This window comes from Chryseobacterium sp. Marseille-Q8038, from assembly GCF_965111995.1.
On sequence record NZ_CBCOPN010000002.1, the window covers coordinates 1313430 to 1337079 of the forward strand.

General features: G+C 36.5%; 23 protein-coding genes. 8 read left to right on the forward strand and 15 right to left on the reverse strand.

The genetic code is table 11. The features are described from left to right. The 6 genes from ACWPWS_RS19935 to ACWPWS_RS19960 all read right to left on the reverse strand — a co-directional run bounded on the left by ACWPWS_RS19935 (nt 1) and on the right by ACWPWS_RS19960 (nt 6523). Nucleotides 1-1527: a phytoene desaturase family protein gene (locus ACWPWS_RS19935; RefSeq protein WP_454047673.1), complete on the reverse strand. Its 1527-nt coding sequence runs from the start codon at nt 1525-1527 to the stop codon at nt 1-3. Between the two features lie 175 nt (nt 1528-1702). Next, the gene (locus ACWPWS_RS19940) at nt 1703-2587 is read right to left on the reverse strand and encodes an LpxL/LpxP family acyltransferase (protein ID WP_454047674.1); all 885 of its coding nucleotides are present in this window, start codon (nt 2585-2587) and stop codon (nt 1703-1705) included. Nucleotides 2588-2707: 120 nt separating this feature from the next. Further along, nucleotides 2708-2962 (reverse strand): acyl carrier protein, encoded by a 255-nt coding sequence (locus tag ACWPWS_RS19945; protein WP_454047675.1) that lies wholly within the window; start codon nt 2960-2962, stop codon nt 2708-2710. Between the two features lie 4 nt (nt 2963-2966). Further along, nucleotides 2967-4187 carry a beta-ketoacyl-[acyl-carrier-protein] synthase family protein gene (locus tag ACWPWS_RS19950; RefSeq protein ID WP_454047676.1) on the reverse strand — a complete coding sequence of 407 codons (1221 nt, stop codon included), beginning with the start codon at nt 4185-4187 and terminating at the stop codon, nt 2967-2969. Nucleotide 4188: 1 nt separating this feature from the next. Beyond that, nucleotides 4189-4920, reverse strand: coding sequence for a 3-oxoacyl-ACP reductase FabG (gene fabG, locus ACWPWS_RS19955; protein WP_105684174.1), 732 nt, complete (start codon nt 4918-4920; stop codon nt 4189-4191). A gap of 82 nt (nt 4921-5002) precedes the next feature. Beyond that, on the reverse strand, nt 5003-6523 hold the full coding sequence (locus tag ACWPWS_RS19960; RefSeq protein ID WP_454047677.1) for an HAL/PAL/TAL family ammonia-lyase: 1521 nt from the start codon (nt 6521-6523) through the stop codon (nt 5003-5005). Between the two features lie 98 nt (nt 6524-6621). On the opposite strand from ACWPWS_RS19960, the gene ACWPWS_RS19965 reads away from it, so the two are divergent. Continuing rightward, a complete protein-coding gene (locus ACWPWS_RS19965; RefSeq protein ID WP_454047678.1) occupies nt 6622-7878 on the forward strand; it encodes an NAD(P)/FAD-dependent oxidoreductase in 1257 nt (418 codons plus the stop codon). 33 nt (nt 7879-7911) lie between these two features. On the opposite strand, the gene ACWPWS_RS19970 is transcribed toward ACWPWS_RS19965, so the two are convergent. From ACWPWS_RS19970 to ACWPWS_RS19980, 3 genes are all read right to left on the reverse strand, one after another. Next, complete coding sequence (locus ACWPWS_RS19970) at nt 7912-8520, reverse strand: hypothetical protein (RefSeq protein ID WP_454047679.1); 609 nt, start codon at nt 8518-8520, stop codon at nt 7912-7914. A 76-nt stretch (nt 8521-8596) separates the two neighbouring features. After that, the gene (locus ACWPWS_RS19975; protein WP_454047680.1) at nt 8597-9889 is read right to left on the reverse strand and encodes a phenylacetate--CoA ligase family protein; all 1293 of its coding nucleotides are present in this window, start codon (nt 9887-9889) and stop codon (nt 8597-8599) included. 67 nt (nt 9890-9956) lie between these two features. Further along, nucleotides 9957-11645: a M23 family metallopeptidase gene (locus tag ACWPWS_RS19980; RefSeq protein ID WP_454047681.1), complete on the reverse strand. Its 1689-nt coding sequence runs from the start codon at nt 11643-11645 to the stop codon at nt 9957-9959. A 454-nt stretch (nt 11646-12099) separates the two neighbouring features. Between ACWPWS_RS19980 and ileS the strand changes: the two genes are divergently transcribed. The 7 genes from ileS (at nt 12100) to trpS (ending at nt 18998) form a co-directional block, all read left to right on the forward strand. Continuing rightward, nucleotides 12100-15495, forward strand: coding sequence for an isoleucine--tRNA ligase (ileS, locus tag ACWPWS_RS19985; RefSeq protein ID WP_454047682.1), 3396 nt, complete (start codon nt 12100-12102; stop codon nt 15493-15495). A gap of 58 nt (nt 15496-15553) precedes the next feature. Continuing rightward, the gene (locus tag ACWPWS_RS19990) at nt 15554-15934 is read left to right on the forward strand and encodes a TraR/DksA family transcriptional regulator (RefSeq protein ID WP_002983772.1); all 381 of its coding nucleotides are present in this window, start codon (nt 15554-15556) and stop codon (nt 15932-15934) included. An 81-nt stretch (nt 15935-16015) separates the two neighbouring features. Further along, nucleotides 16016-16261, forward strand: coding sequence for a DUF6576 domain-containing protein (locus ACWPWS_RS19995; protein WP_454047683.1), 246 nt, complete (start codon nt 16016-16018; stop codon nt 16259-16261). A gap of 17 nt (nt 16262-16278) precedes the next feature. Beyond that, nucleotides 16279-16473: a DUF2683 family protein gene (locus tag ACWPWS_RS20000; protein ID WP_309512962.1), complete on the forward strand. Its 195-nt coding sequence runs from the start codon at nt 16279-16281 to the stop codon at nt 16471-16473. Then, nucleotides 16473-17111, forward strand: coding sequence for a lipoprotein signal peptidase (locus ACWPWS_RS20005; protein WP_209786760.1), 639 nt, complete (start codon nt 16473-16475; stop codon nt 17109-17111). The genes ACWPWS_RS20000 and ACWPWS_RS20005 overlap by 1 nt, the downstream gene beginning before the upstream one ends. A 14-nt stretch (nt 17112-17125) precedes the next feature. After that, nucleotides 17126-17770 (forward strand): SanA/YdcF family protein, encoded by a 645-nt coding sequence (locus ACWPWS_RS20010; protein WP_454047684.1) that lies wholly within the window; start codon nt 17126-17128, stop codon nt 17768-17770. Nucleotides 17771-18029: 259 nt separating this feature from the next. After that, on the forward strand, nt 18030-18998 hold the full coding sequence (gene trpS / locus ACWPWS_RS20015) for a tryptophan--tRNA ligase (protein WP_209786758.1): 969 nt from the start codon (nt 18030-18032) through the stop codon (nt 18996-18998). Between the two features lie 46 nt (nt 18999-19044). Here the strand turns inward: trpS and ACWPWS_RS20020 are convergent, their stop codons facing one another. From ACWPWS_RS20020 to ACWPWS_RS20045, 6 genes are all read right to left on the reverse strand, one after another. Beyond that, nucleotides 19045-20340 (reverse strand): sensor histidine kinase, encoded by a 1296-nt coding sequence (locus ACWPWS_RS20020; protein ID WP_454047685.1) that lies wholly within the window; start codon nt 20338-20340, stop codon nt 19045-19047. Beyond that, nucleotides 20340-21011 (reverse strand): response regulator transcription factor, encoded by a 672-nt coding sequence (locus ACWPWS_RS20025; RefSeq protein ID WP_454047686.1) that lies wholly within the window; start codon nt 21009-21011, stop codon nt 20340-20342. The genes ACWPWS_RS20020 and ACWPWS_RS20025 overlap by 1 nt, the downstream gene beginning before the upstream one ends. 133 nt (nt 21012-21144) lie before the next feature. Next, nucleotides 21145-21345, reverse strand: a complete 201-nt coding sequence (locus ACWPWS_RS20030) for a PepSY-like domain-containing protein (protein ID WP_209786755.1) — start codon at nt 21343-21345, stop codon at nt 21145-21147. Nucleotides 21346-21380: 35 nt separating this feature from the next. Further along, entirely contained in the window at nt 21381-21830 is a 450-nt protein-coding gene (locus ACWPWS_RS20035) for a PepSY-like domain-containing protein (RefSeq protein ID WP_309512969.1), read from the reverse strand. Between the two features lie 178 nt (nt 21831-22008). Next, nucleotides 22009-22704, reverse strand: coding sequence for a YjjG family noncanonical pyrimidine nucleotidase (locus ACWPWS_RS20040; RefSeq protein ID WP_105684158.1), 696 nt, complete (start codon nt 22702-22704; stop codon nt 22009-22011). A gap of 202 nt (nt 22705-22906) precedes the next feature. Then, on the reverse strand, nt 22907-23497 hold the full coding sequence (locus ACWPWS_RS20045; RefSeq protein WP_105684157.1) for an RNA polymerase sigma factor: 591 nt from the start codon (nt 23495-23497) through the stop codon (nt 22907-22909). Nucleotides 23498-23650 lie beyond the last annotated feature (153 nt).

Below are 23650 nucleotides of genomic sequence, written 5' to 3' on the forward strand. Positions count from 1 at the left end.
TTAGTTTTTATTAATCATTTGCGTCAACCTCATGTCAATCGTTTCTTTTCCAAGAATTTCTGCACAGGTATTAAAAGCTCCGATGGTAACTCCTAAAATTCCATGCATATTCACGGATTGTCCGGTAAGAAACAGGTTGTCGATTTTGGTACGGGGAGAAACCATTGTTTTAAGAGGATTCTCCGAGCTTTTCATGTATCCGTACATATTTCCTTCAAAATTTCCGATATAGTCCCGGTAAGACAAGGGAGAAGATGTATATATAGTTTTAATGGCATGTCTTAGGCTGGGAATTTTCTTTTCCAGAGCATCAAGCATTTTCTCTGTCTTTTCGAGTTTAAACCTTTCATAAGCTGCTCCTCTTTCATGCTCGTCTGCTACCGTGTTGAAGGTATTTTCCCATTCTTTAACCTCATCAAAATCCATATAAGAAATAGCGGTAAGGCTTTCTGCAAATTCAGGATGATGTTTTGAAGGGGTGGATGAAAGCATATACGTTTCCGGCCATGCTTCTTTCCTGTAGCGGAATGCATTCCAGACCTGCTCTTCGGATGAATAGTGATATCTGTTGTAATTAAAGTTGGGAAGGCTGTGAGGTTTTAAAACCAGATAAATACTAAAGCATGATGAAACCGGTTTCCAGCTTAAAACTCTGTTCAGAAAAGACTTCTTCAATCTCTCTTCTCCAATCAGTTTAATGGTGGAACGGATTTCTATATTGGAAATAAATTGTTTTGCTGTGTATTCTTTTCCTGTTTTTGTTTTTACAGAGGTCAGTCTGTTATTCTCATTGAAAACAAATTCAGAAACTTCTGAATGCTTATGTACTTCTGCTCCGTATTCTCGAAGCTTTCTGATCAAAAGTTTAGAGATCTGGCTTCCTCCTTTTACACATTTGTAAGCACTTTGAATATAAGAATTTACCGTTAAAGCATGCACATAAAAAGGTACGGTTTCAGAATCTCCGGCATATAAAAAGTTGGACCCCAGCAAAACAGACTGAAGTTTTTTGTTCTGGGTAACGGATTCAATGAATCTTTTGGTATTGAGATGCAGGATTTCCTCATTATAGCTGTCTTTTCCTACCACATGATATCTGGGAAACTGGCTGCATACATACTGGATTTCTTCACAGTAGGTTTCAAGATTTTCTTTTTCTTCAGGAAAATATCTGGAAAGTTGTTCTACAAAATTCTGATATCCTTGAGCATGGGGATATTCTATTTCATCTTCTCCAAAGCTGATCCTGTCATAGCCATCTTCATCCATCAGCTGAAGCTCAAGATCATCCATGATTTCAAGATAGGAAAAGAACTGGTTCAGATTCTGTCCTTTGCCCAATCCTCCAAGATAATGAACTCCCGTATCAAAAATAAGTTTGTCCCTTGCAAAGGTTTGGAGGTTTCCTCCATATTGGTTATTCTTTTCCAGAACACATACTTTCAGGCCTTCTTTCGCCAAAATAAGAGCTGAAACAAGACCTCCCAATCCGCTTCCGATTACAAGTATGTCGTATGCTTTCTTCAAAAGAAAATGTGCTTTTAATAATTAAGAAACAGGGAATTTAAGATATTTAAAGATTACTTTGGTAAAGTAAGCAAAGAAATTTATATCAGGCAATATGATCTGATCATCTTAAACCTCGGTAAATCTTAATGGTTTTTAGTTTTTTATTCGTTTTTATTTGATAAAAATAGAAAAATTAATCAATATCATCCCAAAAATCAAAATAATTAAACCATTGAAGCGGATATTTTTTCACCATGGTTTCAAGATTTTGAACATAAGAATTTAAAAGGCCTTGTGAATCCCGGTTTTTGATATTCTGTGCTACTCTTGCATACAGATGGTAATGAAGATTGTTTTCTTTCATTACATAAACATATACTACGGGAACCCCCAGCCTTGAGGCAATCAAAAAAGGGCCGGCCGGAAATTTTGCACTTTTCCCGAGCAGTTCTGCTTCCAGATATTTGGAGCCTTCAAAATAGCGGTCTCCGGTAAAACAGATCAGGTCATTATCTGACAAAGCTTTGTTAATTTCAAAGATATGCGACATATCTTCTTTTACGTAGATAAACTTGATATTACTCTTTTTTACGGCAACGCTTTCCAGATATTCCTTAATTACGGTAACTTCTTGATCTGTAGTCACCAGATTGATCTGGCAATCGAAGTCGATATCTGCAAAAAAGTGCTCTGCAATTTCAAAATTACCGATATGAGCGCTGATCAGTACGCCTCCTTTTTTAGCGGCTAAAAGATTTCTGAGGTTTTCAATACCGTCAAATTCATAGGTGTATTTTTCTCTAAGTCCGGCAGAAATAGCTGTTTTATCGATCAGAACTTTTCCGAAGGTAAAATAACTTTTAAATATGGAGGCTTTGGATTTCCAGTATCCATAGTTCAGTCTTTTCTGAAAATAATACAGAATATATTGGTTGCTTTTCTTCTGAAACAGCGAGTAATACGCTGCTACAAAATACAATACCCCATATGAACTTTTGATTCCGATATTTCTAATACACCAGACGAATATTCTGTATCCGAGTACTGTTCCTTTAGATTTACCTTTCCACTTGTTCATATCTACAGTTTAATATAACAGAGAACCAATGTAATATTACCATTTTAGAAGTGTCCGTTAGCGAATCACTGTGGTAGTATTACATTGGCTCATTTTATAGAATAAAGATTTACTCAATAACTAAGCGTTTTTTTCAGCAATCTTATGTTCAATCGTTGTATAGAAATCATCAAATGTTACCATTTTTTTGAAATCTGCTTCTCCTAATTTCACGCCGAAATTAGATTCGATCACGACTACCATGTCGATATAATCCAGGCTGTCTAAGCCCAGTGTATTTTTAAGGTTGGCATCATTACTGATTTCGTCTCCGTCTACCTCGAATTCGTTTACCAGAAAATCATTAACGATAGCAACAATTTTTTTCCTTTCCATGTTTTTAATCAAATTTTTTAACTATTAGTGCAGAATTGGTTCCCCCAAACCCAAAAGAATTCGACAAAAATACATCAATTTTTTGATTTTTTGTTTTTGCCACTAAATTTATCTTTTGTGCTTCATTATCAGGATTTTCCAGATTGATATTGGGAGCAACAAAATCGTTCTGCATCATCAGAATTGAGTAGATAACTTCACTTGCGCCTGCCATCCAGCACTCATGTCCGGTCATAGATTTGGTAGAACTTACCGGAACTTCACTACCGAAGATCTCATAGATGGCTTTTGCCTCATTGGCATCACCAATAGGAGTAGAAGTTGCATGAGCATTGATATAATCGATATCTGAAGCTTTTAATCCTGATTGTTTTAATGCTCTGTCCATTGCCAAAGCTGGTCCATCCACGTTGGGTGTTGAAATATGACCTCCGTTAGAAGAGAAACCATAGCCGATAATTTCTGCAATAATGGGAGCACCTCTTCTTTGAGCAGATTCAAGGCTTTCCACAATAAGGCTGGCAGCACCGCCACTCGGAATTAATCCGTCTCTTTCTGCATCGAAAGGTCTGGAAGCTTTTGTGGGTTCATCTTCTCTGGCGGAGAATACTCCTAATCCGTCAAAGCTTGCCATAGAATATTTATTGGTTTCCTGAGCTCCACCACAGATAATCATGTCCTGAAAACCATTCTTGATCATCATATAAGCCAGTCCCAAAGAATGGGAACCGCTTGCACATGCTGCACTGATGGTAAGGTTGATTCCTTTCAGTTTAAAGATGGTGGAAAGGTTCATTGTTACTGTAGAGTTCATTGATTTGAAGATCGCTCCTGAACCCATCAATGTTGTATCTTTTTTTTCTCTGGCAATATCAATAGATTCTACAACCGCCTGAGAAACGCTGTCATTTCCGTATAAGATTCCTACTTCATGAGAATCCAGAAATTCGTCATCCAGATTTGCCTGCTTCAATGCATCCATGGTCGCCAGATAAGCATATTCGCTTTCTTCTCCCATACTGACACGCTGGCGTCTGTTTAAAAGGTTTTTCAGATCAGGTTTTGGAACAACTCCCGTAAGACCAGACCTGAAACCAAATTCTTTTCTATCCGGATCTAAAACAATACCGGATTTTCCTTGATATAGGGATTCCCTGACCTCTTCTAAAGATGTCCCGATGCAGGAATAAATTCCCATTCCGGTAATTACAACCCTATTTTCCATGTTATGAATAAATTCCTCCGTTAATATTAATCACTTCTCCTGTAATGTAAGAAGATTTTTTAGATGCTAAGAATGCGACAAGATCTGCCACTTCTTCTGCTTCACCGAATCTGTTGGCTGGAATCATTGCTTTCAGTTCATCTTCATTAAATTCCTGAGTCATATCGGTTCTGATAAAACCAGGAGCTACTGCATTTACGGTAACATTTCTTTTGGCAACTTCCTGAGCAAGAGCTTTTGTAGCGCCTACCAATGCCCCTTTTGCTGCAGAATAATTCGTTTGACCAGCAGTTCCTTTTACTCCGGATACAGAAACCATATTGATGATTCTTCCGTATTTGTTACGAAGCAGTTTTTGGATAAAGAAATTGGTCACATTGAAAAATCCGTCAAGACTTGTATTAATCACATTATTCCAGTCTTCTTTCTGCATCCACATAAAAAGACCATCTCTTGTGATTCCGGCATTATTGACAATCACTTCTACTACTGCGTCAGGATTTTTCTCCTGCCATTCCGTTAAAACAGCCTGTGTTTCTTCAGTATTTCCTACATCAAATTTAAGAATTTCTCCTGTAGACCCAAGTTCTTGTACTTTAGCCAGAGTTTCTTTTGCTGCCGTTTCGTTTGAAGCGTAGTTGATTAAGATATGATAGTTTTTCTCTTCAGCCAGTTTTATACAGATTGCTCTCCCGATTCCTCTGGAGCCTCCTGTTACAATTGCACATTTCATGCGTTAGTGTTTATATCGTTTTTAGTTTTTTTAAGTTGAATGATGCATCTTTCTTTAAAAGACAATTCACCACCGTTAATAGTTACATTCCTTTCAGATACTTCTTTACTTCCTCCAGATACGGATACATAACCATATCATCTGAGAAAGCTGGAATTATTTTTCTGATTTCATCATACAGCTCTTTTGTAGAGGATGAAACTTTATCCTGGAATCCAAGATATTCAACAGCCTGAATAATCGTAATGGCTTCAATGGCCAATACTTCGAAAGCATTTTCAATCACTTTTCTGCAGATCACCGCAGCATTGGTTCCCATACTAACGATATCCTGATTATCATTATTATTTGGAATACTGTGAACATACATTGAATTCGACAACATCTGGCTTTCTGCCGTAGTAGAAGTTGCCGTAAACTGTACGCCCTGCATCCCGAAATTAAAACCTAATTTACCTAAATTTACAAAAGGAGGCAAAATTTCATTGATTTTGGCATTCAGAAGGTAGTTCAGCTGTCTTTCGGCAAGCATCGTCAGTTTGGTAACTACAATTTTAAGTTTGTCCATTTCCAGAGAGATATAATCTCCGTGGAAGTTTCCTCCATGATAAACATGCTGGTCTTCAACATTGATAATGGGATTATCATTGGCTGAATTAATCTCATTTTCAAGAACTTGCTCTGTATATTCCAACGTATCCAATACCGGACCTAAAATCTGAGGCACACATCTTAAAGAATAATATTCCTGAACTTTTTCCTTGAATACTTTTTCCTGTTCTTCGAAATGAGTGTAAAGATGATCTTCTCTTTTTCTGATCAGCTTACTGTCTGCCAGATGAGAACGCATTCTCTCTGCCACTTTCTGCTGGCCATAGTGTTTTTTCGTCCCGTTCAGCGCTTCTGATAAATGATCGTCATAAGCCTGTACAATTTCGTTAATCGCACAAGAAAGTCGAAGGGAATTATCTGTAAGCTGATTCGCTTTATAAGCATTTACAATACCGATTCCTGACATCACGGAAGTTCCGTTCATCAAAGCAAGACCTTCACGAATTTCTACCTGAATGGGTTGTAATCCTTCAATTTCGAAAATCTCTTTTGTGGATTTTCTTTCCCCTTTATAAAATACTTCGCCTTCTCCAATTAATACTAAAGCCAGGTGTGCCAGCTGAACAAGGTCTCCGCTTGCTCCTACTCCTCCATGTTCAAATATCAATGGGGTAATATCTCTGTTGATCAGCTCCTGAAGAAGATAAATAACAGATTGGTGTACTCCTGAATTTCCTAATGATAAGGTATTCAACCTTGCCAGCATACAAGCTTTTACTTCTTCGGCAGGTAAAGGATTTCCAATTCCTGAAGAATGGCTTCTGATAAGGTTATATTGAAGCTGGTGTGTATCTTCATCGCTGATTTTAAACTGAGCCATAGGCCCAAAACCAGTGTTGACACCATATATTACTTTATTTTTTGAAAATTCTTTTAAAAACTGAAAACTTTTATCCACTCTCGATAAAAGTGATTCATCCAGTTCTATTTTTTCATTCTCAATGATAATTTTTTGAAAGTCTTTCAGTTCTAAAAAGTTATTTATTTTCATCAATTAAAAGTAATAGTTGATAATTTTGTAAAATATTAATTATTTGTCACTAATTTTGCGGCAAAGATAAAAGTTATTATTAAAATAAAAAATCAAAGATGAGCAAAGAATTTGTTGACGTTCTTGTAATCGGAGCTGGACCTTCCGGATGCGTGTCTTCTTCGTACTTAAAGAAGAATAACGTCAACGTAAAAGTAGTCGAAAAGACAAAATTCCCCAGACTGGTAGTGGGTGAAAGCTTAATTCCAAGGGTAATGGACCACTTTGATGAGGCCGGACTTTTCCCTGCATTAGACAAAATGGGCTTTGAAAAAAAGTTGGGAGCCCGTTTTCTTCGTGGTGAAGAAGTCTGCATTTTTGATTTTAGCAACAAATTCGGGGAAGGCTGGGACTGGACCTGGCAGGTTCCGAGAGCTGATTTTGATAATACTCTTGCTCAGGAAGTTATTAATAAAGGAATTGATCTTGAATTTGAAACCGAAGTTATTGACATAAAATTTGACGGAACAGATTCTGTAACTACGGTAAAAAATAAGGAGGGAGAAACGAAAGAAATCCATGCTAAGTTTGTCATTGATTCCAGCGGCTACGGAAGAGTACTGCCTCGTCTGCTAGACCTTGAAAAACCTTCAAAATTATCTCCTCACTCTGCCATTTTCTCTCATGTGGATGATATTAACAGAGAGCCTGGAGAGGAAGGTACTTTAATTTCTTTTGACATTATTGAAACCGAAGTATGGCTTTGGGTCATTCCTTTTTCTAACGGAAATACCAGTGTAGGAATTGTAGGACCTACTGAATATATTGATCAATTATCTGAAAACGGAGATCCTGCTGAAGCTTTGAAAAAGGCAATTTCTCTTTCTGATTATTATGTAAAACGTTTTGGAGAGGTAGATTTCCTTTTTGAACCCAAACATCTTAAAGATTATTCCTGTTCGGTTAAAAGTTTATTCGGAGACGGATTTGCCTTAACGGGAAATGCTTCAGAATTCCTTGATCCTGTTTTTTCTTCAGGAATGGCTTTTGCCACAGAATCCGGAATGCTGGCAGCCAAACTGGCTCTGAGACAATTAAACGGAGAAAAAATTGACTGGCAGACGGAATATTCGGATTATATTTTATACGGAGTGGATGTTTTCACCACCTATGTAAAAGAATGGTATACCGGAAATCTTCAGGAACTCTTCTTCCACCAGCCGGAAAATCTGGATGTCAAGAAAAAAATCTGTGCTGTTTTAGCAGGGTATGTGTGGAATAAAGACAATCCTTTTGTGAGAAAGCACGATACAGTTATTAAAAATCTTGCGAACCTGATTAAATTAGAGAAACAGGAGCAGCAAAGTCAACAATAAAAAACGGTCTGAAATTTCAGACCGTTTCTTGTTTTATTTTAAAGACTTTTTAATTTCTCTTCCTAAATACCTTCCGGCAGAATCATAGGCTGAGGCTATTCTTCCATACTCCATTACAAATTCTTTATTTTGCACAAATTTATCAAACTTATTAAGTTCTACTTCAGCTAAAACAACAGAAGGATTATCTGTTTCCACCAGTTTTATTTTACCTGATATTTCAGCAGTCATTGCAGTAATTCCGGCATGCCAGCCCGGAAATATCCAATTTGTTTCCAAGCGCAGGGTATATTTTGCAGCAGCATCTTTTTTAAATGAAATATTTTTGTAGGTCTTATTCAAACCCTTTGCAAAATAGTCCACATAATATTCCTTTTTGTATTTTTCCCATTCTCCAATCCATTGTTTCCATGCCTCTTCTCCTCTTTTAGGATTGTCCAGAACTTGTTTTTTCCTGTTTTCAAGATATTGAGTTTCTGTAATATTTTCTTTCATAAATAGTACATTCTCAAACTTAACCTCAACGTTTACTTCAGTCTGATCTTTCAAAACACCCAAACTTCCGGCAACTAATTTCATTTTTTCCTGTCCGAAAGCAGTGGTCATTATAGCTAAAAAGACCAGCAATAATAGTTTTTTCATAGTGTATTAGCTTTTTACTTTAAGAGCCCAAAGATATTATAAAAGACAATCTCTATCGACTCTTTATTTTTTAATTTTATCTTAAATCAATAAAAGTAATTGGCTTTCTGCTGTTTGGATTAAAAACTGTTTTAGACAAAATGTCAAATTCTATTATTTCAATTTTCGGACTTACTCTTAATTTTGCACGGAAATGGTCTCTTACTTCATTTACAAACCCTTCGTGTTCCGCTTCAGTACTTAATTTGATGATAATTTCGTCAAGCCCGATTTCGTTGGCCTGAATAACGATCTGGTAGCATAAGATATTGTTGAAATCATTCAAAATATCATTCATGGCTGGGGGATACAGTGTTGTTCCCTTATATTTGATCATCTGTTGTTTCCTTCCTACTACAGGTCCTAACCTCATCGTATTTCTTCCACATTGACAGGGTTCATCATGTGCTTTTACAAGATCTCCGGTTTTAAATCTTAGCAAAGGGATTGCTTCCACTCCCAAAGTAGTAATGGTGAGTTCTCCGCTTTCTCCTTCTTTCACAGGATTTCCGTCGTCATCCAGAATTTCTGTAATAATCAATTCCGGATGGTGATGCCCTCCGATCTGATATTCACATTCTGTAAAGGCAGTACTCATTTCGGTAGAAGCATAGGTGGAAAAGAGTTTGATATTCCACTTTTCTTTGATTTTCTGTGAAAGAATATTATCTGTAAAATCCTGATTTTTGATACTTTCTCCGATACAAACCGCACCATAAACACTGGAGTTTTTATAATCCAATCCGTGTTTTTCGGCATAGTCAATCATTTTCAACAGGAAAGAAGGTACGGTAATCAAATATTTGGGTTTGTATCTGAAAATAGAGTCCCATTGCAGTTCAGGAATTCCGGGTCCCATTCTCACCACACTCGCACCCATTTTTCTTAAGCCCAGAAAATAGGCAAGCCCCGCCATAAACCTTTTGTCTATGGTGGTAATCATCTGAACAACATCTCCTTTCTGAATCCCGGCACAGGCAAAAGATATTGCCTCATTATAAGCAAGCCTTTCAAGATCACTATCGGATAACCCAAATGTAACCGGATCTCCCAATGTTCCGGAAGTGGTACTGTAATCCACAATTTTATCCGGTGTTATGCAGAAAAAATCATGGTTATACTGCTGAAGATCATTCTTTGTAGTGGTAGGAATCTTCTGAAGATCTTCCAAAGTACGAATGTCTGCAATATGGATATTATTTTCTTTGAACAGTTTCTGGTAAAAAGGAGAATGCGCTTCAAGATAAGCCAAAAGCTCATGAAGTTTTTCTTCCTGAAATAGTTTGATTTCCTGAATATCTGCTTTCTCAATTGACGGATGAAATTCCAATGATTTTAATTTTTAAAAGGCAAATTTATTTAATTAAAATTAAAAGATTTAAGTATTAAAAGATTATTTATCTCTGAAAGGTAAAGGTTTGTATGTTTGTATTTCCAGCGGTATTCGATGTGGTTACCTTTAAAGTATGAGAACCTGATCCTTTGGGGCACTTCTCGTCAAATGTGTAAACAAAATTATCTTTTACACGGGCAAAACGAAGCCATTTACCATCCAGTTCTGCACGGAATGAAACAATATCTCCTGTTTTCGTTGTTCCTTTGAGCAATAAAGAACCGCTATTCACCAATGCTCCTTCTGCCCAGCCGGATGAAACGGATGGAGAACTATTGTCTATCAATAATTTCGCTGTACCCAATCTGTTGAATTTCCCTTCTGCCCAATCACCATTCCATTTTACCTTGACAACGGTTTTATCGCTGCCATAATCAAGGACAATAACGGCTTTATCTTTTTCTGCATTGGTTAATTTCCTATTAGGCTTTATTTTTAAAGTATATTCATCGTGAACCGGAATGTAAGGACTTTGTAAAACAATACTGTTTGAAACCGCAGTCTGATCTGTATCCGGTTTTTCATAAGCATTGAAATTGACCGCATCATAGACCGCATTTTTGCTGAAACTAATCTCTGTATTTTCAGTGGCAATAGTTTTTCCTTCGTTAGGTGTTACCGTTTTCCCTGTGGAAGACACTTTTTCTAAGGTTTTGTTTAACTGAACTTTTGTTGTTAACCGGCTTGTATTTCCTTTTGTATCTTTCAGTACCATTTCAATAGTGTGAACTTCCTCATCCTGAAGATTGATAACTCCTGTCAAATTCGGAATACTGTAATTCTGAAGTTTCATTCCGGGTAAATCAGCAAGATGCTGAATTCCCATTTTATCTCTGATGAATTTACTATAATCTATACAGCCATTGATATAACGGGTATCATCATAGTGGATTTTATCAATTTTAAAACTGTAAATCAGCTTGCCATCCATTAGCAATTCAGCCTGATAAATTCCAAGATTAAATCCTTTGTTGGCTTTATCTATGGCTTTCACTCCAAAACTTATTAAGGGTGAGTTTACACGGATTACATCCGCACTATAACCACTTCCTGTTTTTTTCACTGCAATTGCGTTAGCTCCGGGTTCATAAGTACTGAAACGTCGGTCATACCAATACAATCCACTGATAATTGGGGCTATATTATCAGGGATAGCAAATCCAAAAAGTAACGGATTAAGACACTCTTCTGTTTTGGTATCTCTTATTTCAAAGTGCAGATGCGGGCCTGCTGATCCTCCTGTATTTCCACTCAAGGCAATCTGCTGTCCTTTCTCCACAGGAAACTGCCCAGGTTGAAACGTTATGTCCTGCTCCCACTTTTCATCTTTATATTGTTTTTCTTTTACATATTCATCGAGCGTATTGAAGTATTTGTTCAAGTGAGCATACACCGTAGTATATCCATTGGGATGCGTAATGTATATGGCATTTCCAAATCCATACCGCTCCACTTTGATTCTGCTCACATAACCTTCTGCTGCTGCAAGAACCGGTAAATTTTCCTGGCTGTTTGTTCTCAGATCCAGTCCCATATGAAAATGATTCGTACGGATTGCTCCGAAGTTAGCCGCCAGCTGCATGGGAATATTGAGTGGATTCCGGAAGTAATTCTGTGGGTAATTATTTTGAGCCTGTACAATGCTTGTGTTGATAAAACAAACAAAAAGCATCAAGTGATAAAAGATTTTCATACAGCATTTGGTTTTATACGTCTATTTAAATGTACAAAATTCCAGCCAATAAACGGTTGTTGTCCAACCCTATTTTTTTAATCAATTCCGTTTTCTTACCCCTATTTCCTCTGCTGAGTGAAACGCCTTTGCGAACAATTTTAACCCATTCATAAGATCTTTGTGAAACTTTGCGCAATCATTAGGTTTTGGCTAAAGCCGTTGGATTTGTTTTTATTATTTAAGCGGGCTAAAGCCCGCTCCTATTGAATAAATTGCATTAAATTTTATATAAAAAACACCCAGAAAAATTCACTTATTGACCATTCACCATTCACGTTTTCTCACTTTCTTCATTTATATTTCTGAGATTGAACTTTTTAATAGAAGATATCAAAATAAAACATATATTATAAACCGACAAATTTTAGTAAATTTGCAGACTTAATTAATCAACGATATTGAGATATTTACAATGAGCCAATTTAAAGAATACAAAAACCTCAACCTTATTGACGTAGCAGAGAATGTAGCGGAATTTTGGAAACAAAATAAAACTTTCAATAAGAGTGTTGAGATTCGTCAGGGAAATCCTGAGTTTGTTTTTTATGAAGGTCCGCCTTCAGCAAACGGTATGCCTGGAATTCACCACGTAATGGCAAGAGCATTGAAAGATATTTTCTGCCGTTACCAGACTCAAAACGGAAAGCAGGTTTTCCGTAAAGCAGGCTGGGATACGCATGGTCTTCCTGTGGAACTGGGTGTAGAAAAAGAGTTAGGAATCACTAAAGAAGATATTGGCAAAAAAATCTCTATTGAAGACTATAACAAAGCTTGCCGTGAAGCAGTAATGCGTTATACAGACGTTTGGAACAACCTTACCGAAAAAATCGGATATTGGGTAGATCTTGATGATCCGTACATCACGTACAAGTCAAAATATATGGAAACCGTTTGGTGGTTATTGAAACAATTGTATAGCAAAGACTTGTTGTACAAAGGGTACACCATCCAGCCCTACTCTCCAAAAGCAGGAACAGGACTTTCTTCTCACGAGCTGAATCAGCCCGGAACCTATCGTGATGTTTCAGATACAACGGTTGTGGCTCAGTTTAAAGTAAAGAAAAACTCTTCAGCATTGTTCAATGATGTTGACGGAGATGTACATATCCTTGCATGGACGACGACTCCATGGACGCTGCCATCCAATACCGCTCTTACTGTAGGTAGAGATATTGAATATGTTGTAGTTAAAACTTTCAACCAATATACATTTGAACCCGTAACAGTTGTTTTATCAAGAGTTCTTTTACCTAAGGTTTTCGGTAAAAAATATGCAGAAGGTACAGATGAAGATTTTGCCAACTATACTCCGGAAACTAAAGTAATTCCTTTCAGGGTTTTAAAAGAGTTTACAGGAGAAAAACTTTTTGACACGAGATATGAGCAATTAGTTCCTTGGTTTACGCCAAACGATAATGCTGAAAATGCATTCAGAGTGATCTTAGGGGATTTCGTAACTACGGAGGATGGTACTGGTATCGTTCACACGGCACCTACTTTCGGTGCAGATGATGCGAGAGTTGCTAAAATGGCTCAGCCTGAGATTCCTCCAATGTTGGTAAAAGATGAAAATGACAACCTTGTACCATTGGTAGATTTACAGGGTAGATTCATCAAAGGAGAAAATGTTCCAGAGGTATTCTCCGGAACCTATATCAAAAACGAATATTACGATGAAGGAACTGCTCCTGAGAAATCATGGGATGTAGAACTTGCGATCCTGTTGAAAACAGAGAACAAGGCCTTCAAAGTAGAAAAATATGTCCACTCGTATCCACACTGCTGGAGAACAGATAAACCGGTATTGTATTATCCTTTGGATTCCTGGTTTGTGAAAATGACAGCTGTAAAAGACAGACTGGTTAATTTGAACAAAGAAATCAACTGGAAGCCGAAAGCTACCGGAGAAGGACGTTTTGCCAACTGGCTGGAGAATGTAAACGACTGGAACCTTTCCCGTTCTAGATATTGGGGAATTCCATTGCCAATCTGGAGAACAGACGATCTGAAAGAAGAAAAGATCATTGGTTCTGTAGAAGAATTATACAACGAAATTGAGAAATCCATTGCTGCAGGACTGATGACTGAAAACCCATTCAAAGGTTTCATCATCGGAAATATGGCTGAATCTAACTATGAGCTTGTGGATCTTCACAAAAACGTAGTAGACAAAGTAGTATTGGTTTCTGATTCAGGAAAAGCAATGAGACGTGAAAGTGACCTGATTGATGTTTGGTTCGATTCAGGTTCTATGCCTTATGCGCAGTTGCATTATCCTTTTGAAAACAAAGAATTAATAGATAACAATAAAGCATTCCCGGCTGATTTCATTGCAGAAGGTGTTGACCAGACCCGTGGATGGTTCTATACGCTTCACGCCATCGGAACTGCTGTGTTTGATTCAGTTGCTTATAAAAACGTAATGAGTAACGGTCTTGTTCTGGATAAGAACGGACAGAAAATGTCAAAACGTTTAGGAAATGCGGTGGATCCGTTCGAAACCCTTTCTGTATACGGACCGGATGCTACCCGTTGGTATATGATTTCCAATGCAAACCCATGGGAAAACCTGAAGTTTGATATTGAAGGAATTGACGAAGTAAGAAGAAAGTTCTTCGGAACACTTTACAATACCTATTCATTCTTTGCTTTATATGCAAATGTTGACGGCTTCAACTATTCGGAAAAAGAAGTGGAAAACCGTCCTGAAATTGACAGATGGATTCTTTCCGAACTCAACCTTCTGATCAAGGATGTAAAAGCATTCTATGAAGACTATGAGCCAACAAGAGTGGCAAGAGCGATCAGTAACTTTGTCAATGACAACCTGAGTAACTGGTATGTAAGATTGTGCAGAAGACGTTTCTGGAAAGGAGATTATTCTGATGACAAGATCTCTGCTTACCAGACTCTATACACTTGTCTTGAAGTAGTTGCTAAACTATCTGCTCCTATTGCTCCGTTCTTTATGGATCAGTTGTACCAGGATTTAAATAAAGTAACCGGAAAAGAAAACTGTGAATCTGTACACCTTACAGACTTCCCGGTAGCTGATGAAAGCTTAATAGATCAGGATCTGGTGGAGAAAACACACTTAGCTCAGAATATTACAAGTATGGTATTCTCTCTGAGAAAGAAAGAAAATGTAAAAGTTCGTCAGCCGTTACAAAAAGTATTGGTTCCTGTACTGGATTCTAAAACAGAAGAACAGATTCTAGCTGTGGCAGATCTTATCAAACAGGAAGTAAACGTGAAAGAATTACAGTTAATCAATGCTGAAGAAGCCTCTCACTTAATTGTAAAACAGATAAAGCCCAACTTCAAAGCGCTTGGTCCTAAATTAGGAAAAGATATGAAGGTGGTAGGTGCCGAAATTGCCAATCTTACTACAGAACAGATTGCCAGTCTTGAAAAAGAAGGAAAAATAGATGTTCAGGGATATGAAATCACTCTTACCGATGTGGAAATTTCTACAAAAGATATCCCGGGATGGACTGTTACTTCCGATGGTAAAACAACTGTGGCATTAGATTTGACGTTAACCGATGAATTAAAATCTGAAGGGATCGCAAGAGAGTTCATCAACAGAATTCAAAACCTGCGAAAAGATAAAGACTTTGAACTGACAGACAGAATTTCAATCACACTAGAAGAAAGTACTCCTTTCCTAAGTGATATTAAGAAAAATGAGGAATATATTTCTTCTGAAGTCTTGTCAAATAAAATAGAAATTGTATCTTCACTTTCAAATTTTAACGAAATCGAAATAGATGAGGTTAATTTTAAGATAAATGTTGAAAAAAATTAACATGTAGTTATTATATTTCAAATTCCATTTCATAATTTTATTAAAAAAGAGAAAGAATATGTCAGACGAAAGAGTTAGATACAGCGATGCTGATTTACAGGAATTTAAAGCGATCATTAAAGAAAAAATAGAAAAAGCAGAAAAAGATCTTCAGCTTATCAGAGAAAGTTTCATCAATGACCAGAATAACGGAACTGATGATACTTCTCCTACCTTCAAAGCTTTTGAAGAAGGAGCAGAAACGCTGAGCAAAGAGCAAAACTCTATTTTAGCAGGAAGACAGGAAAAATTCGTGCGTGACCTTAAAAATGCTTTGATCAGAATCGAAAATAAAACGTATGGTGTGTGTAGAGTAACAGGAAAACTGATTCCTAAGGAAAGACTTTTAGCCGTTCCTCATGCTACATTGAGCATCGAAGCGAAAAACATGCAAAAATAACCGTAAGGTTTGTAAAAAAATAATATTGGGTTTATATCGTATTCACGGATACTTTATAAACCTAATTTTTAATGTATACCCATGAGCGAATTATTAATTTTGGGATTTGTTATCGCCTTAGTATTACTGTTTTTCAATAGAGAATGGATCAAAAACAGATTCTTTCCTGAACCGCAGAAAAACTATACGATTGATGATCAATTCAATTCTGATAAACGTGAAAGGGAGAAAGAGATCGACAGACTTTTGAGTAAGATGGGCAAAAACGGAGTCAATGATCTGTCTGAAAAAGATAGAAAAAGACTTGATGAATTGTCCAAAATGTAAAAATTAAATAATAAGAAATGGAATCTATTATAGTACATCCAAAAAATGCAATGGAGCTTAGTGCACTGAAAGGTGTCCTTAAAGAAATGAACATTAAATTTGAAAAAGCTCATGTTAAAAGTTCATATAACGGACAGAAAGTAGTCAAGAAAGCAAGCGACAATAAAAATGTAAAGCCGGCTGCAAAGCCTTCAAAACCTAAAGGGCAATAATGAAAAAGATCTTAGCGATAACATTTTTGGTGTTATTAATTGACCAGGCTTCGAAAATTTATATTAAAACCCATTTTAATCTGGATGACAGCATTACTGTTCTGCCAGGTTTTAAGCTAACCTTTGTGGAAAACCCGGGAATGGCTTATGGATTTCACTTCGGAGGTATCATCGGGAAGTATTTTCTGGTGATCCTAAGAATCTTCCTTATCGGAGGAATGGTTTATATGTTTAAAAAATGGTTAAAGGAAGGAGCTTCCAATTATCTCTTGATTCCAATGGCTATCATCTTTGCAGGTGCCATCGGAAATCTTATTGACGGAATGTTCTATGGAATGATCTTCGACAGCGGAACCGTATACGACCCTAGCATAGACCGATGGATCGGCTATGGCGGTATTTCTAAATTTGCTCCTTTCGGACACGGATATTCTACTTTTATGAAAGGGTGTGTGGTAGATATGCTTCACTTCCCATTGGTAGACTGGAATGTTCCTGAAAGCTGGCCCTTAATAGGAGGAAAACACCTTGAGTTTTTCAAATATATTTTCAATGTTGCAGATTCTGCCATTACTGTAGGAGCAGCATTCTTATTAATATTCAGAAAGAAAGCTTTCCCGAACGGTCTGGAGTTTTAAACGATATATTTCGGATGAAAAAAATAATCAAAAATATTTTTAAAATTTTCCTGCTTCTTTTCGTTGCAGGAATTATTTTTATTGCCTGGGCGAATTACAGCATCAAAAAAGACAGCGAACCATTTGTTTCTTATAACATCACTGATGTACCGGAAGCAAAAACCGCACTCTTATTGGGAACAGGAAAGCTTTTGAGCAACGGAACCCCAAATGCCTATTTCTACAACAGAATTAAGGCTGCAAGCGATTTATATAAAAGCGGAAAAATACAGTACATTATCGTTAGTGGAGACAACAGCACCAAGGATTATAATGAACCTGAAGATATGCAGCTGGCATTAATGCAGAGTGGAGTTCCAAAGGATAAAATTATTCTGGATCACGCCGGATTCAGAACACTGGATTCTGTGGTAAGAGCAAAAGATATTTTCAGCCAGACGAAACTGGTTATTATTTCTCAGAAATTCCACAATGAAAGAGCCGTTTTTCTGGCCAGAAAAAATGGAATGGAAGCCTTTGGGTATAATGCCGCTGATGTAAATAAATATGCAGGCTTAAAAACCAATTTGAGAGAGTATTTTGCGAAAGCTAAGGCCTATTGGGATCTTGTTTTTGGAGTGGAACCGAAGTTTGGAGGAGAGAAGATTTTGATTCCTTAATATTTCCCACAGATTTCACGGATTTTCACGGATGATGCGTAAAGGCATATAAATTATTGAAGGTTGATAGGTTTTGGCTAAATCCAATGGAAAGGTGATTTATCATTAGCTGGGCTAAAGCCCACCTCTATTGAATTTTAATAACAACATCTTTTATCTTTTATCTTTTATCTTTTATCTTTTATCTTTTATCTTTCTTTATTCCGTCAAACCTCGTAAATTTGCTATTCATTAATTTTTAAATATAAATTTTAAACAAATGTCAAGAATTCTTACCGGCATTCAAGCCACCGGAACACCCCATCTTGGAAATTTATTAGGGGCAATTATTCCTGCTATTGAACTATCCAAGCAGGAAGGAAATGAATCATTTTTATTTATTGCGAATCTTCATACGCTTACACAGATTAAAGATGCGCAGACTTTAAGACAAAATACCTACGAGATTGCTGCGGCTTGGCTTGCTTGTGGATTAGATACTGAAAAAACATATTTCTACAGACAAAGTGATATCGCTGAAACCTGTGAACTTTCTTGGCATTTATCATGTTTTTTTCCTTATCAAAGATTAACATTGGCGCATTCATTCAAGGATAAGGCAGATAGATTGCAGGATGTAAATGCAGGTTTGTTTACTTACCCAATTTTGATGGCTGCAGATATTTTACTGTATGATGCAGAGATTGTTCCTGTAGGAAAAGATCAGCTTCAGCATCTGGAAATTGCAAGAGATGTAGCGTCCAGATTTAATAACCAGATGGGTGAAGTTCTTGTATTACCACAGGCGGAACTTCAGCAGGACACTAAATATGTTCCCGGAACCGATGGGCGTAAAATGTCTAAATCCATGGGAAATATCATCAATATTTTCTTACCTGAAAAAGAGCTGAAAAAACAGGTGATGAGTATTGAGTCGGATTCTAAATCACTGGAGGAGCCTAAAGATCCTGCAACGGATAAAACCTTCCAGATCTATGAATTGATTGCAACGCCTGAGCAAACTGAGGAATTAAGAACAAAATATCTTGCCGGAAACTTCGGATACGGACATGCTAAAAAAGAGTTGCTGGATCTTATCCTGGTACGTTTTGCCAAAGAAAGAGAAACGTTTGCTTATTATATGAGCAATCTTGATGAATTGGAAGCAAAACTGCAGCAAGGTGCGGAGAAAACCAGACCTATTGCGCTGGAAACTCTTAAAAGAGTAAGAACAAGCTTAGGATTTTAATTCTGAGTTACCAACATAAGAAAGCCTTTCAAACGAAAGGCTTTTTCTATTTATTGAAGCTATTATTATTCTTTGTAAGGATAAAGTAATGCATCTGATCCCCGAATTCATAAGTAATATCCCAACCCGGATATTGTTTGATAATGGTTTTGATGATAGACAGCCCCAGTCCGGTAGAGGTATGATCTGATCCCTGCTTATAGAACCGGTTAAAGATTCTGGATTTATCCAAAGGGATGGATGCTCCGCTGTTTTGGAATGTTATCCTGTTATTTTCAATGATAATATTTAAAGTTCCTTCTTCATTGTTATATTTAACGGCATTCTTAAGAAGGTTTGACAACAGAATATCTGCAAGATCCTGATTAAAGTCTGCAATAAATTTTCCTTTCTCAATAATATTGACTTCTACCTTTTTAAATGCAATAAAGTCTTCATAATTCTGAACGAGCTGGGTAACCATTCCGTTAAAATCAACATCTGAAGTTCTATTAAACTGACTGTTTTCAATTTTGGAAAGCATTAATAAAGATTTATTCAACCCTACCATTCTTCTCAGATCATTTTTAACTTCGGTAAGAAAGGTCATACTCTTTTTATCAAGATCATCATTCTGAATCAAAAGGTCAATTTTATTAATCACAATGGCCAAAGGTGTCTGAAGTTCATGGGAAGCATTTTCAATAAACTGTTTCTGCTGATAAAAAACAAGTTCATTACGCTCAATCATTTCATTGATTTCCACATTTAATTCTTCAAATTCTGTGATCTTATAATTCTGTTTTTCCTGGGAAAAAGGAATTCCGAACTGATATTTTTTAAGCTTATCCAGAATCTGGTAAAAAGGTCTCATGGCTTTATTAAGCAGATAACCATTAACCGCTACAATACTGATAACCAAAAGGATGTAAAGCACAATCAATGCTGTTGTAAGATCGTATATCAACTCATCTTCTTCTACCGTTGAAGTTCTTATGACAAGCCGTCTATGATCTTTGAACTGATCGATAAAGTCTGCTTCCAACACTCTGTAAGGCTGGTCTTTATCATCATACTCCATGTAGTACATCTTGTTGTAAAGCCTGCTTTTGTTTTGATACTCTTCGGCTTTAATCGGATTGATTTTAAACTCATTAAAACCAAACTCCTTATTCTTCAGCAACTCAGGGTTAAGATACACCGCTTTAATAATCTGAATCTTTCTATCCCTCAATCCGTCATCCACATTATCGTGCACTTCATCCAGAATATAGGCATAAAATAACCCTGCCCATACTGCGATAATCAACAGCAGGATCATGATCAGATATTTTATGGTGTAATATTTTAATGAGGTTTTCATCAGATAAATTTATATCCTATTCCATACACAGCCTGGAAATCGGCTTCTGCATGGAGGGTTTTTAATTTTTTACGAAGATTTTTAATCTGGGAATAAATAAAATCCAGACTGTCTGCCTGATCGATATAATCTCCCCAGATTGCTTCAGCCAACGTTGTTTTCTGTAAGGTTTTTTCCGGATGGATGACAAAATAATACAAAAGGTCATATTCTTTACGGTTAAGGACAAGCTCCTCATCACCCACTTTCACCGTTCTGTTCTCCGGATTAATAGTTATATTTTTATAGCGGATAATATTCTCACCATCCTGATTTTTTCTTCTGATCACAGATTTGATTCTCGCCATCAGCTCTGCAAGGTGGAAAGGCTTGGCCAGGTAATCATCAGCCCCTATTTCCAGTCCGGTCACTTTATCATCTACAGAATCTTTGGCAGAAAGAATGATTACCGGATCTTTCTTGTGCATTTTTTTGATCTCTTTAAGAAGATCTATACCGTTTCCGTCAGGCAGCATAATATCCAGCAAAATACAGTCGTATTCATACGAAATAATTTTCTCCAGTCCGCTGCTGTAATTTTCCGCATATTCTACAATGAAATGTTCTGCTTCCAGAAACTTCTGTATTGTATCTTTCAGTGCGGGCTCATCTTCTACAATTAAAATCTTCATATTTCCGGATCTATATGCTCTGCTGCATGATTAACTTCTATCAAATATAAGAAATTAAAAGCGGGAAGAATGAAAGCAGGAAGCGGGAAGTTTTTTACACTGCCATCACTTCCCTCTTCCTTCCTCCGGCTTCTTACTTAACAAATCGCCCGTCTGCATCAAACACAAGACACAAACCATTCATCAGATGAATTTTATAGGCGTTATATTTTCGTTCAATAGATTCAATGATGCTGCAAGGATAATTTCTTGTCATAAATGAAACTATATTTTTTCTAATCTGAGCAGAAGAAATCGTTCTTCCGTTGCTGTTTATTAAATTCCAGTTGACCATATTATTAATATTTAGTGTTTGTATTCGGTTAAATGTTAATCATCGATTTTTTTAAAATTCCCATTCCTGTCAAATTCAAGCTCCAATCCGTTGGAAAGTTCTGCTTTATAAGACCATCTTTTCTTTTCCATCTTAATGATGTAAGTATTAGGGAAATTTTTACTGCTGTAATTTCTGATTGATGCAGGGATGAAACCATACGGAACCTTCTGGTGTTTGCCATCTACTTCTTTCCAGTTTCCACTGCTGTCGAACTCTATTTTCATTCCATTGGTCAGATATACTTTGTATTCGTCTACTCCATAGATCTCTCTGTCTTCTAATGCTGAGTTTACAGGAATTCCTTTAAAATGGGAAGCAAGAAAGTTTTTAGCCGTTTTCGGTAACTGATTCGCAGTGATTGCTCTATCCTGAGCAGAAACCCAACCTCCAATTAATAAAAATATGATCATTAATACTCCGGTGATTTTCTTTACATTTTTCATACTATTAAATTTTTCTGTTGTTATTATGCTGCAAAGTTCATCATCAAATTGGGAAAGAATTGGGAAAACAGATTTCAATAAAAAATAAATAGCTTAAAGTTTAATTCACTCACTGAAAAACAGAAAAGCCATTAAGATCAACTTAACGGCTTTTTTATAGATGGTAAAATCTTACACTTTATAAATATTCTTTAATCTGCTGAAGATGGGTAATGGCTTTTAATCCTTCTTTCTGCTTATCTTCTTTATAGACATCGAAAAAGATGGCATCCATTCCAAAATCAGTTGCTCCCAGGGCATCTGCAATCCAGTCGTCTCCAATCAGAATACTTTCTTCTTTTCTGGCTTCGGAAAGTCCCAGAGAGTATTCAAAAATCCTTGGATTAGGTTTTCTTACTCCCACCGCATCGGCACTGGTAATTGTTTTAAAATAGGGAGCGATTCCTGATAGGGTACATTTTCTTTCTGTCACCTCCTGAAATCCGTTGGAAATAATGTGTAATGTATAATTTTTAGCTTTCAGATATTCCAAAACATCTTCTGCTCCTTCTACCAGTTCATTATGACTCACAATATTATCAAGGAAGTTTTCTTCAAAATAAAGGGCAAGCTCTTTATTATCTATTCCAAAATGTTTAAATGAATCATAAAAACGGTGTTCTCTCAAGTACTCTTTGCCAATAATCCCATCTCTGATCTTTTCCCACAATTCTTCGTTGATATCGTGATAAACAGAATGAAACTCCTCAAAGTCAATATGATACTTCGAAGTTATTTCCTGTTTTTCAAAAAGGTCTTTGATGGTAAGGTAGGCATTTCTGCGGTGATCCCAGAGTGTATTATCCAGGTCAAAAAAAACATGCTGCATTTTCATACAGCACAAAGTTAATAATTTTAATTTTTTGTAATAGGATAATTTTTGCTCTTGCTTTTCACAATTTCAAGGCTTTTAGAAAAATTCAGCAAAAAATCAATTGTTTGTTTCTTAGGTTTCAAAGTTTTCACTTTTAAGGAGTCATTTTTTTTCATAAGCGAAGTATGTTTTCCTTAAAACGTGAAATTTCACTAAATATTATCTATCTGGTTAATATTATATTGTTTTCATCCATGATTTTTCTCAGGTTGATGAGTGCATATCTTACTCTGCCCAAAGTTGTATTAATACTCATCTCAGTATGGTCTGCAATTTCTTTGAAACTCAAGCCGTCAAAAAATCTCAGTTTGATCACCTCCTGCTGGTTTTGTGGCAAAAACTGTAACATCCTAAGAAGATCTTCCTGAATCTGATTGGTTACCAACTGATCTTCAATGTTTTCCGAAGGCTCTCTGATCAAATCAAAAATAGAATATTCATCCGTTTCAAAAGTAGTTTCTGAAACTTTGATATTCTTGGCTTTAGACCTGAAATGATCGATGATTAAATTGTGGGAAATTCTTTTTGCCCAAAGAATAAATTTACCTTCTTCGTTATAGCGTCCTTCTTTCAGCATCACAATAATCTTCATGAAAGTATCCTGAAAGATATCGTTGGCCAAATCTTCATCATTAATTTTGTAAAAAATGAATGTAAAAAGTTCTCTCTGATGTCGGTGAATAAGGGTTGATAATGCGCCCTCGTCTCCTTTCTGGTAAAGGGAAATTAGTAAACTATCCGATTTTGATTTCATAACTCTTCTCAATATAAATATTTGCAGACAGGTATTCCTCCAGATATTCATCTGGCCTTTGCTGTATAAACAAAACAGTTCTAGAGTAGAGTCTCTTCTATAGGCAGGTACAATTATTATGATGTAAATATAATAATTTTTTAATAACTGTTA

What these genes read in the sequence shown, in the direction of transcription:
- ACWPWS_RS20025 (WP_454047686.1), bottom strand. Translation starts at nt 21,011, where the DNA reads ATGAAGATTTTAATTGTAGAAGATGAGCCCGCACTGAAAGATACAATA.
- fabG (WP_105684174.1), bottom strand. Translation starts at nt 4,920, where the DNA reads ATGAAATGTGCAATTGTAACAGGAGGCTCCAGAGGAATCGGGAGAGCA.
- ACWPWS_RS19980 (WP_454047681.1), bottom strand. Translation starts at nt 11,645, where the DNA reads ATGAAAATCTTTTATCACTTGATGCTTTTTGTTTGTTTTATCAACACA.
- ileS (WP_454047682.1), top strand. Translation starts at nt 12,100, where the DNA reads ATGAGCCAATTTAAAGAATACAAAAACCTCAACCTTATTGACGTAGCA.
- ACWPWS_RS20040 (WP_105684158.1), bottom strand. Translation starts at nt 22,704, where the DNA reads ATGAAAATGCAGCATGTTTTTTTTGACCTGGATAATACACTCTGGGAT.
- ACWPWS_RS20010 (WP_454047684.1), top strand. Translation starts at nt 17,126, where the DNA reads ATGAAAAAAATAATCAAAAATATTTTTAAAATTTTCCTGCTTCTTTTC.
- ACWPWS_RS19970 (WP_454047679.1), bottom strand. Translation starts at nt 8,520, where the DNA reads ATGAAAAAACTATTATTGCTGGTCTTTTTAGCTATAATGACCACTGCT.
- ACWPWS_RS19995 (WP_454047683.1), top strand. Translation starts at nt 16,016, where the DNA reads ATGAGCGAATTATTAATTTTGGGATTTGTTATCGCCTTAGTATTACTG.
- ACWPWS_RS20020 (WP_454047685.1), bottom strand. Translation starts at nt 20,340, where the DNA reads ATGAAAACCTCATTAAAATATTACACCATAAAATATCTGATCATGATC.
- ACWPWS_RS20005 (WP_209786760.1), top strand. Translation starts at nt 16,473, where the DNA reads ATGAAAAAGATCTTAGCGATAACATTTTTGGTGTTATTAATTGACCAG.
- ACWPWS_RS19945 (WP_454047675.1), bottom strand. Translation starts at nt 2,962, where the DNA reads ATGGAAAGGAAAAAAATTGTTGCTATCGTTAATGATTTTCTGGTAAAC.
- ACWPWS_RS19965 (WP_454047678.1), top strand. Translation starts at nt 6,622, where the DNA reads ATGAGCAAAGAATTTGTTGACGTTCTTGTAATCGGAGCTGGACCTTCC.
- ACWPWS_RS20045 (WP_105684157.1), bottom strand. Translation starts at nt 23,497, where the DNA reads ATGAAATCAAAATCGGATAGTTTACTAATTTCCCTTTACCAGAAAGGA.
- trpS (WP_209786758.1), top strand. Translation starts at nt 18,030, where the DNA reads ATGTCAAGAATTCTTACCGGCATTCAAGCCACCGGAACACCCCATCTT.
- ACWPWS_RS20035 (WP_309512969.1), bottom strand. Translation starts at nt 21,830, where the DNA reads ATGAAAAATGTAAAGAAAATCACCGGAGTATTAATGATCATATTTTTA.
- ACWPWS_RS19990 (WP_002983772.1), top strand. Translation starts at nt 15,554, where the DNA reads ATGTCAGACGAAAGAGTTAGATACAGCGATGCTGATTTACAGGAATTT.
- ACWPWS_RS19940 (WP_454047674.1), bottom strand. Translation starts at nt 2,587, where the DNA reads ATGAACAAGTGGAAAGGTAAATCTAAAGGAACAGTACTCGGATACAGA.
- ACWPWS_RS19960 (WP_454047677.1), bottom strand. Translation starts at nt 6,523, where the DNA reads ATGAAAATAAATAACTTTTTAGAACTGAAAGACTTTCAAAAAATTATC.
- ACWPWS_RS20030 (WP_209786755.1), bottom strand. Translation starts at nt 21,345, where the DNA reads ATGGTCAACTGGAATTTAATAAACAGCAACGGAAGAACGATTTCTTCT.
- ACWPWS_RS20000 (WP_309512962.1), top strand. Translation starts at nt 16,279, where the DNA reads ATGGAATCTATTATAGTACATCCAAAAAATGCAATGGAGCTTAGTGCA.
- ACWPWS_RS19950 (WP_454047676.1), bottom strand. Translation starts at nt 4,187, where the DNA reads ATGGAAAATAGGGTTGTAATTACCGGAATGGGAATTTATTCCTGCATC.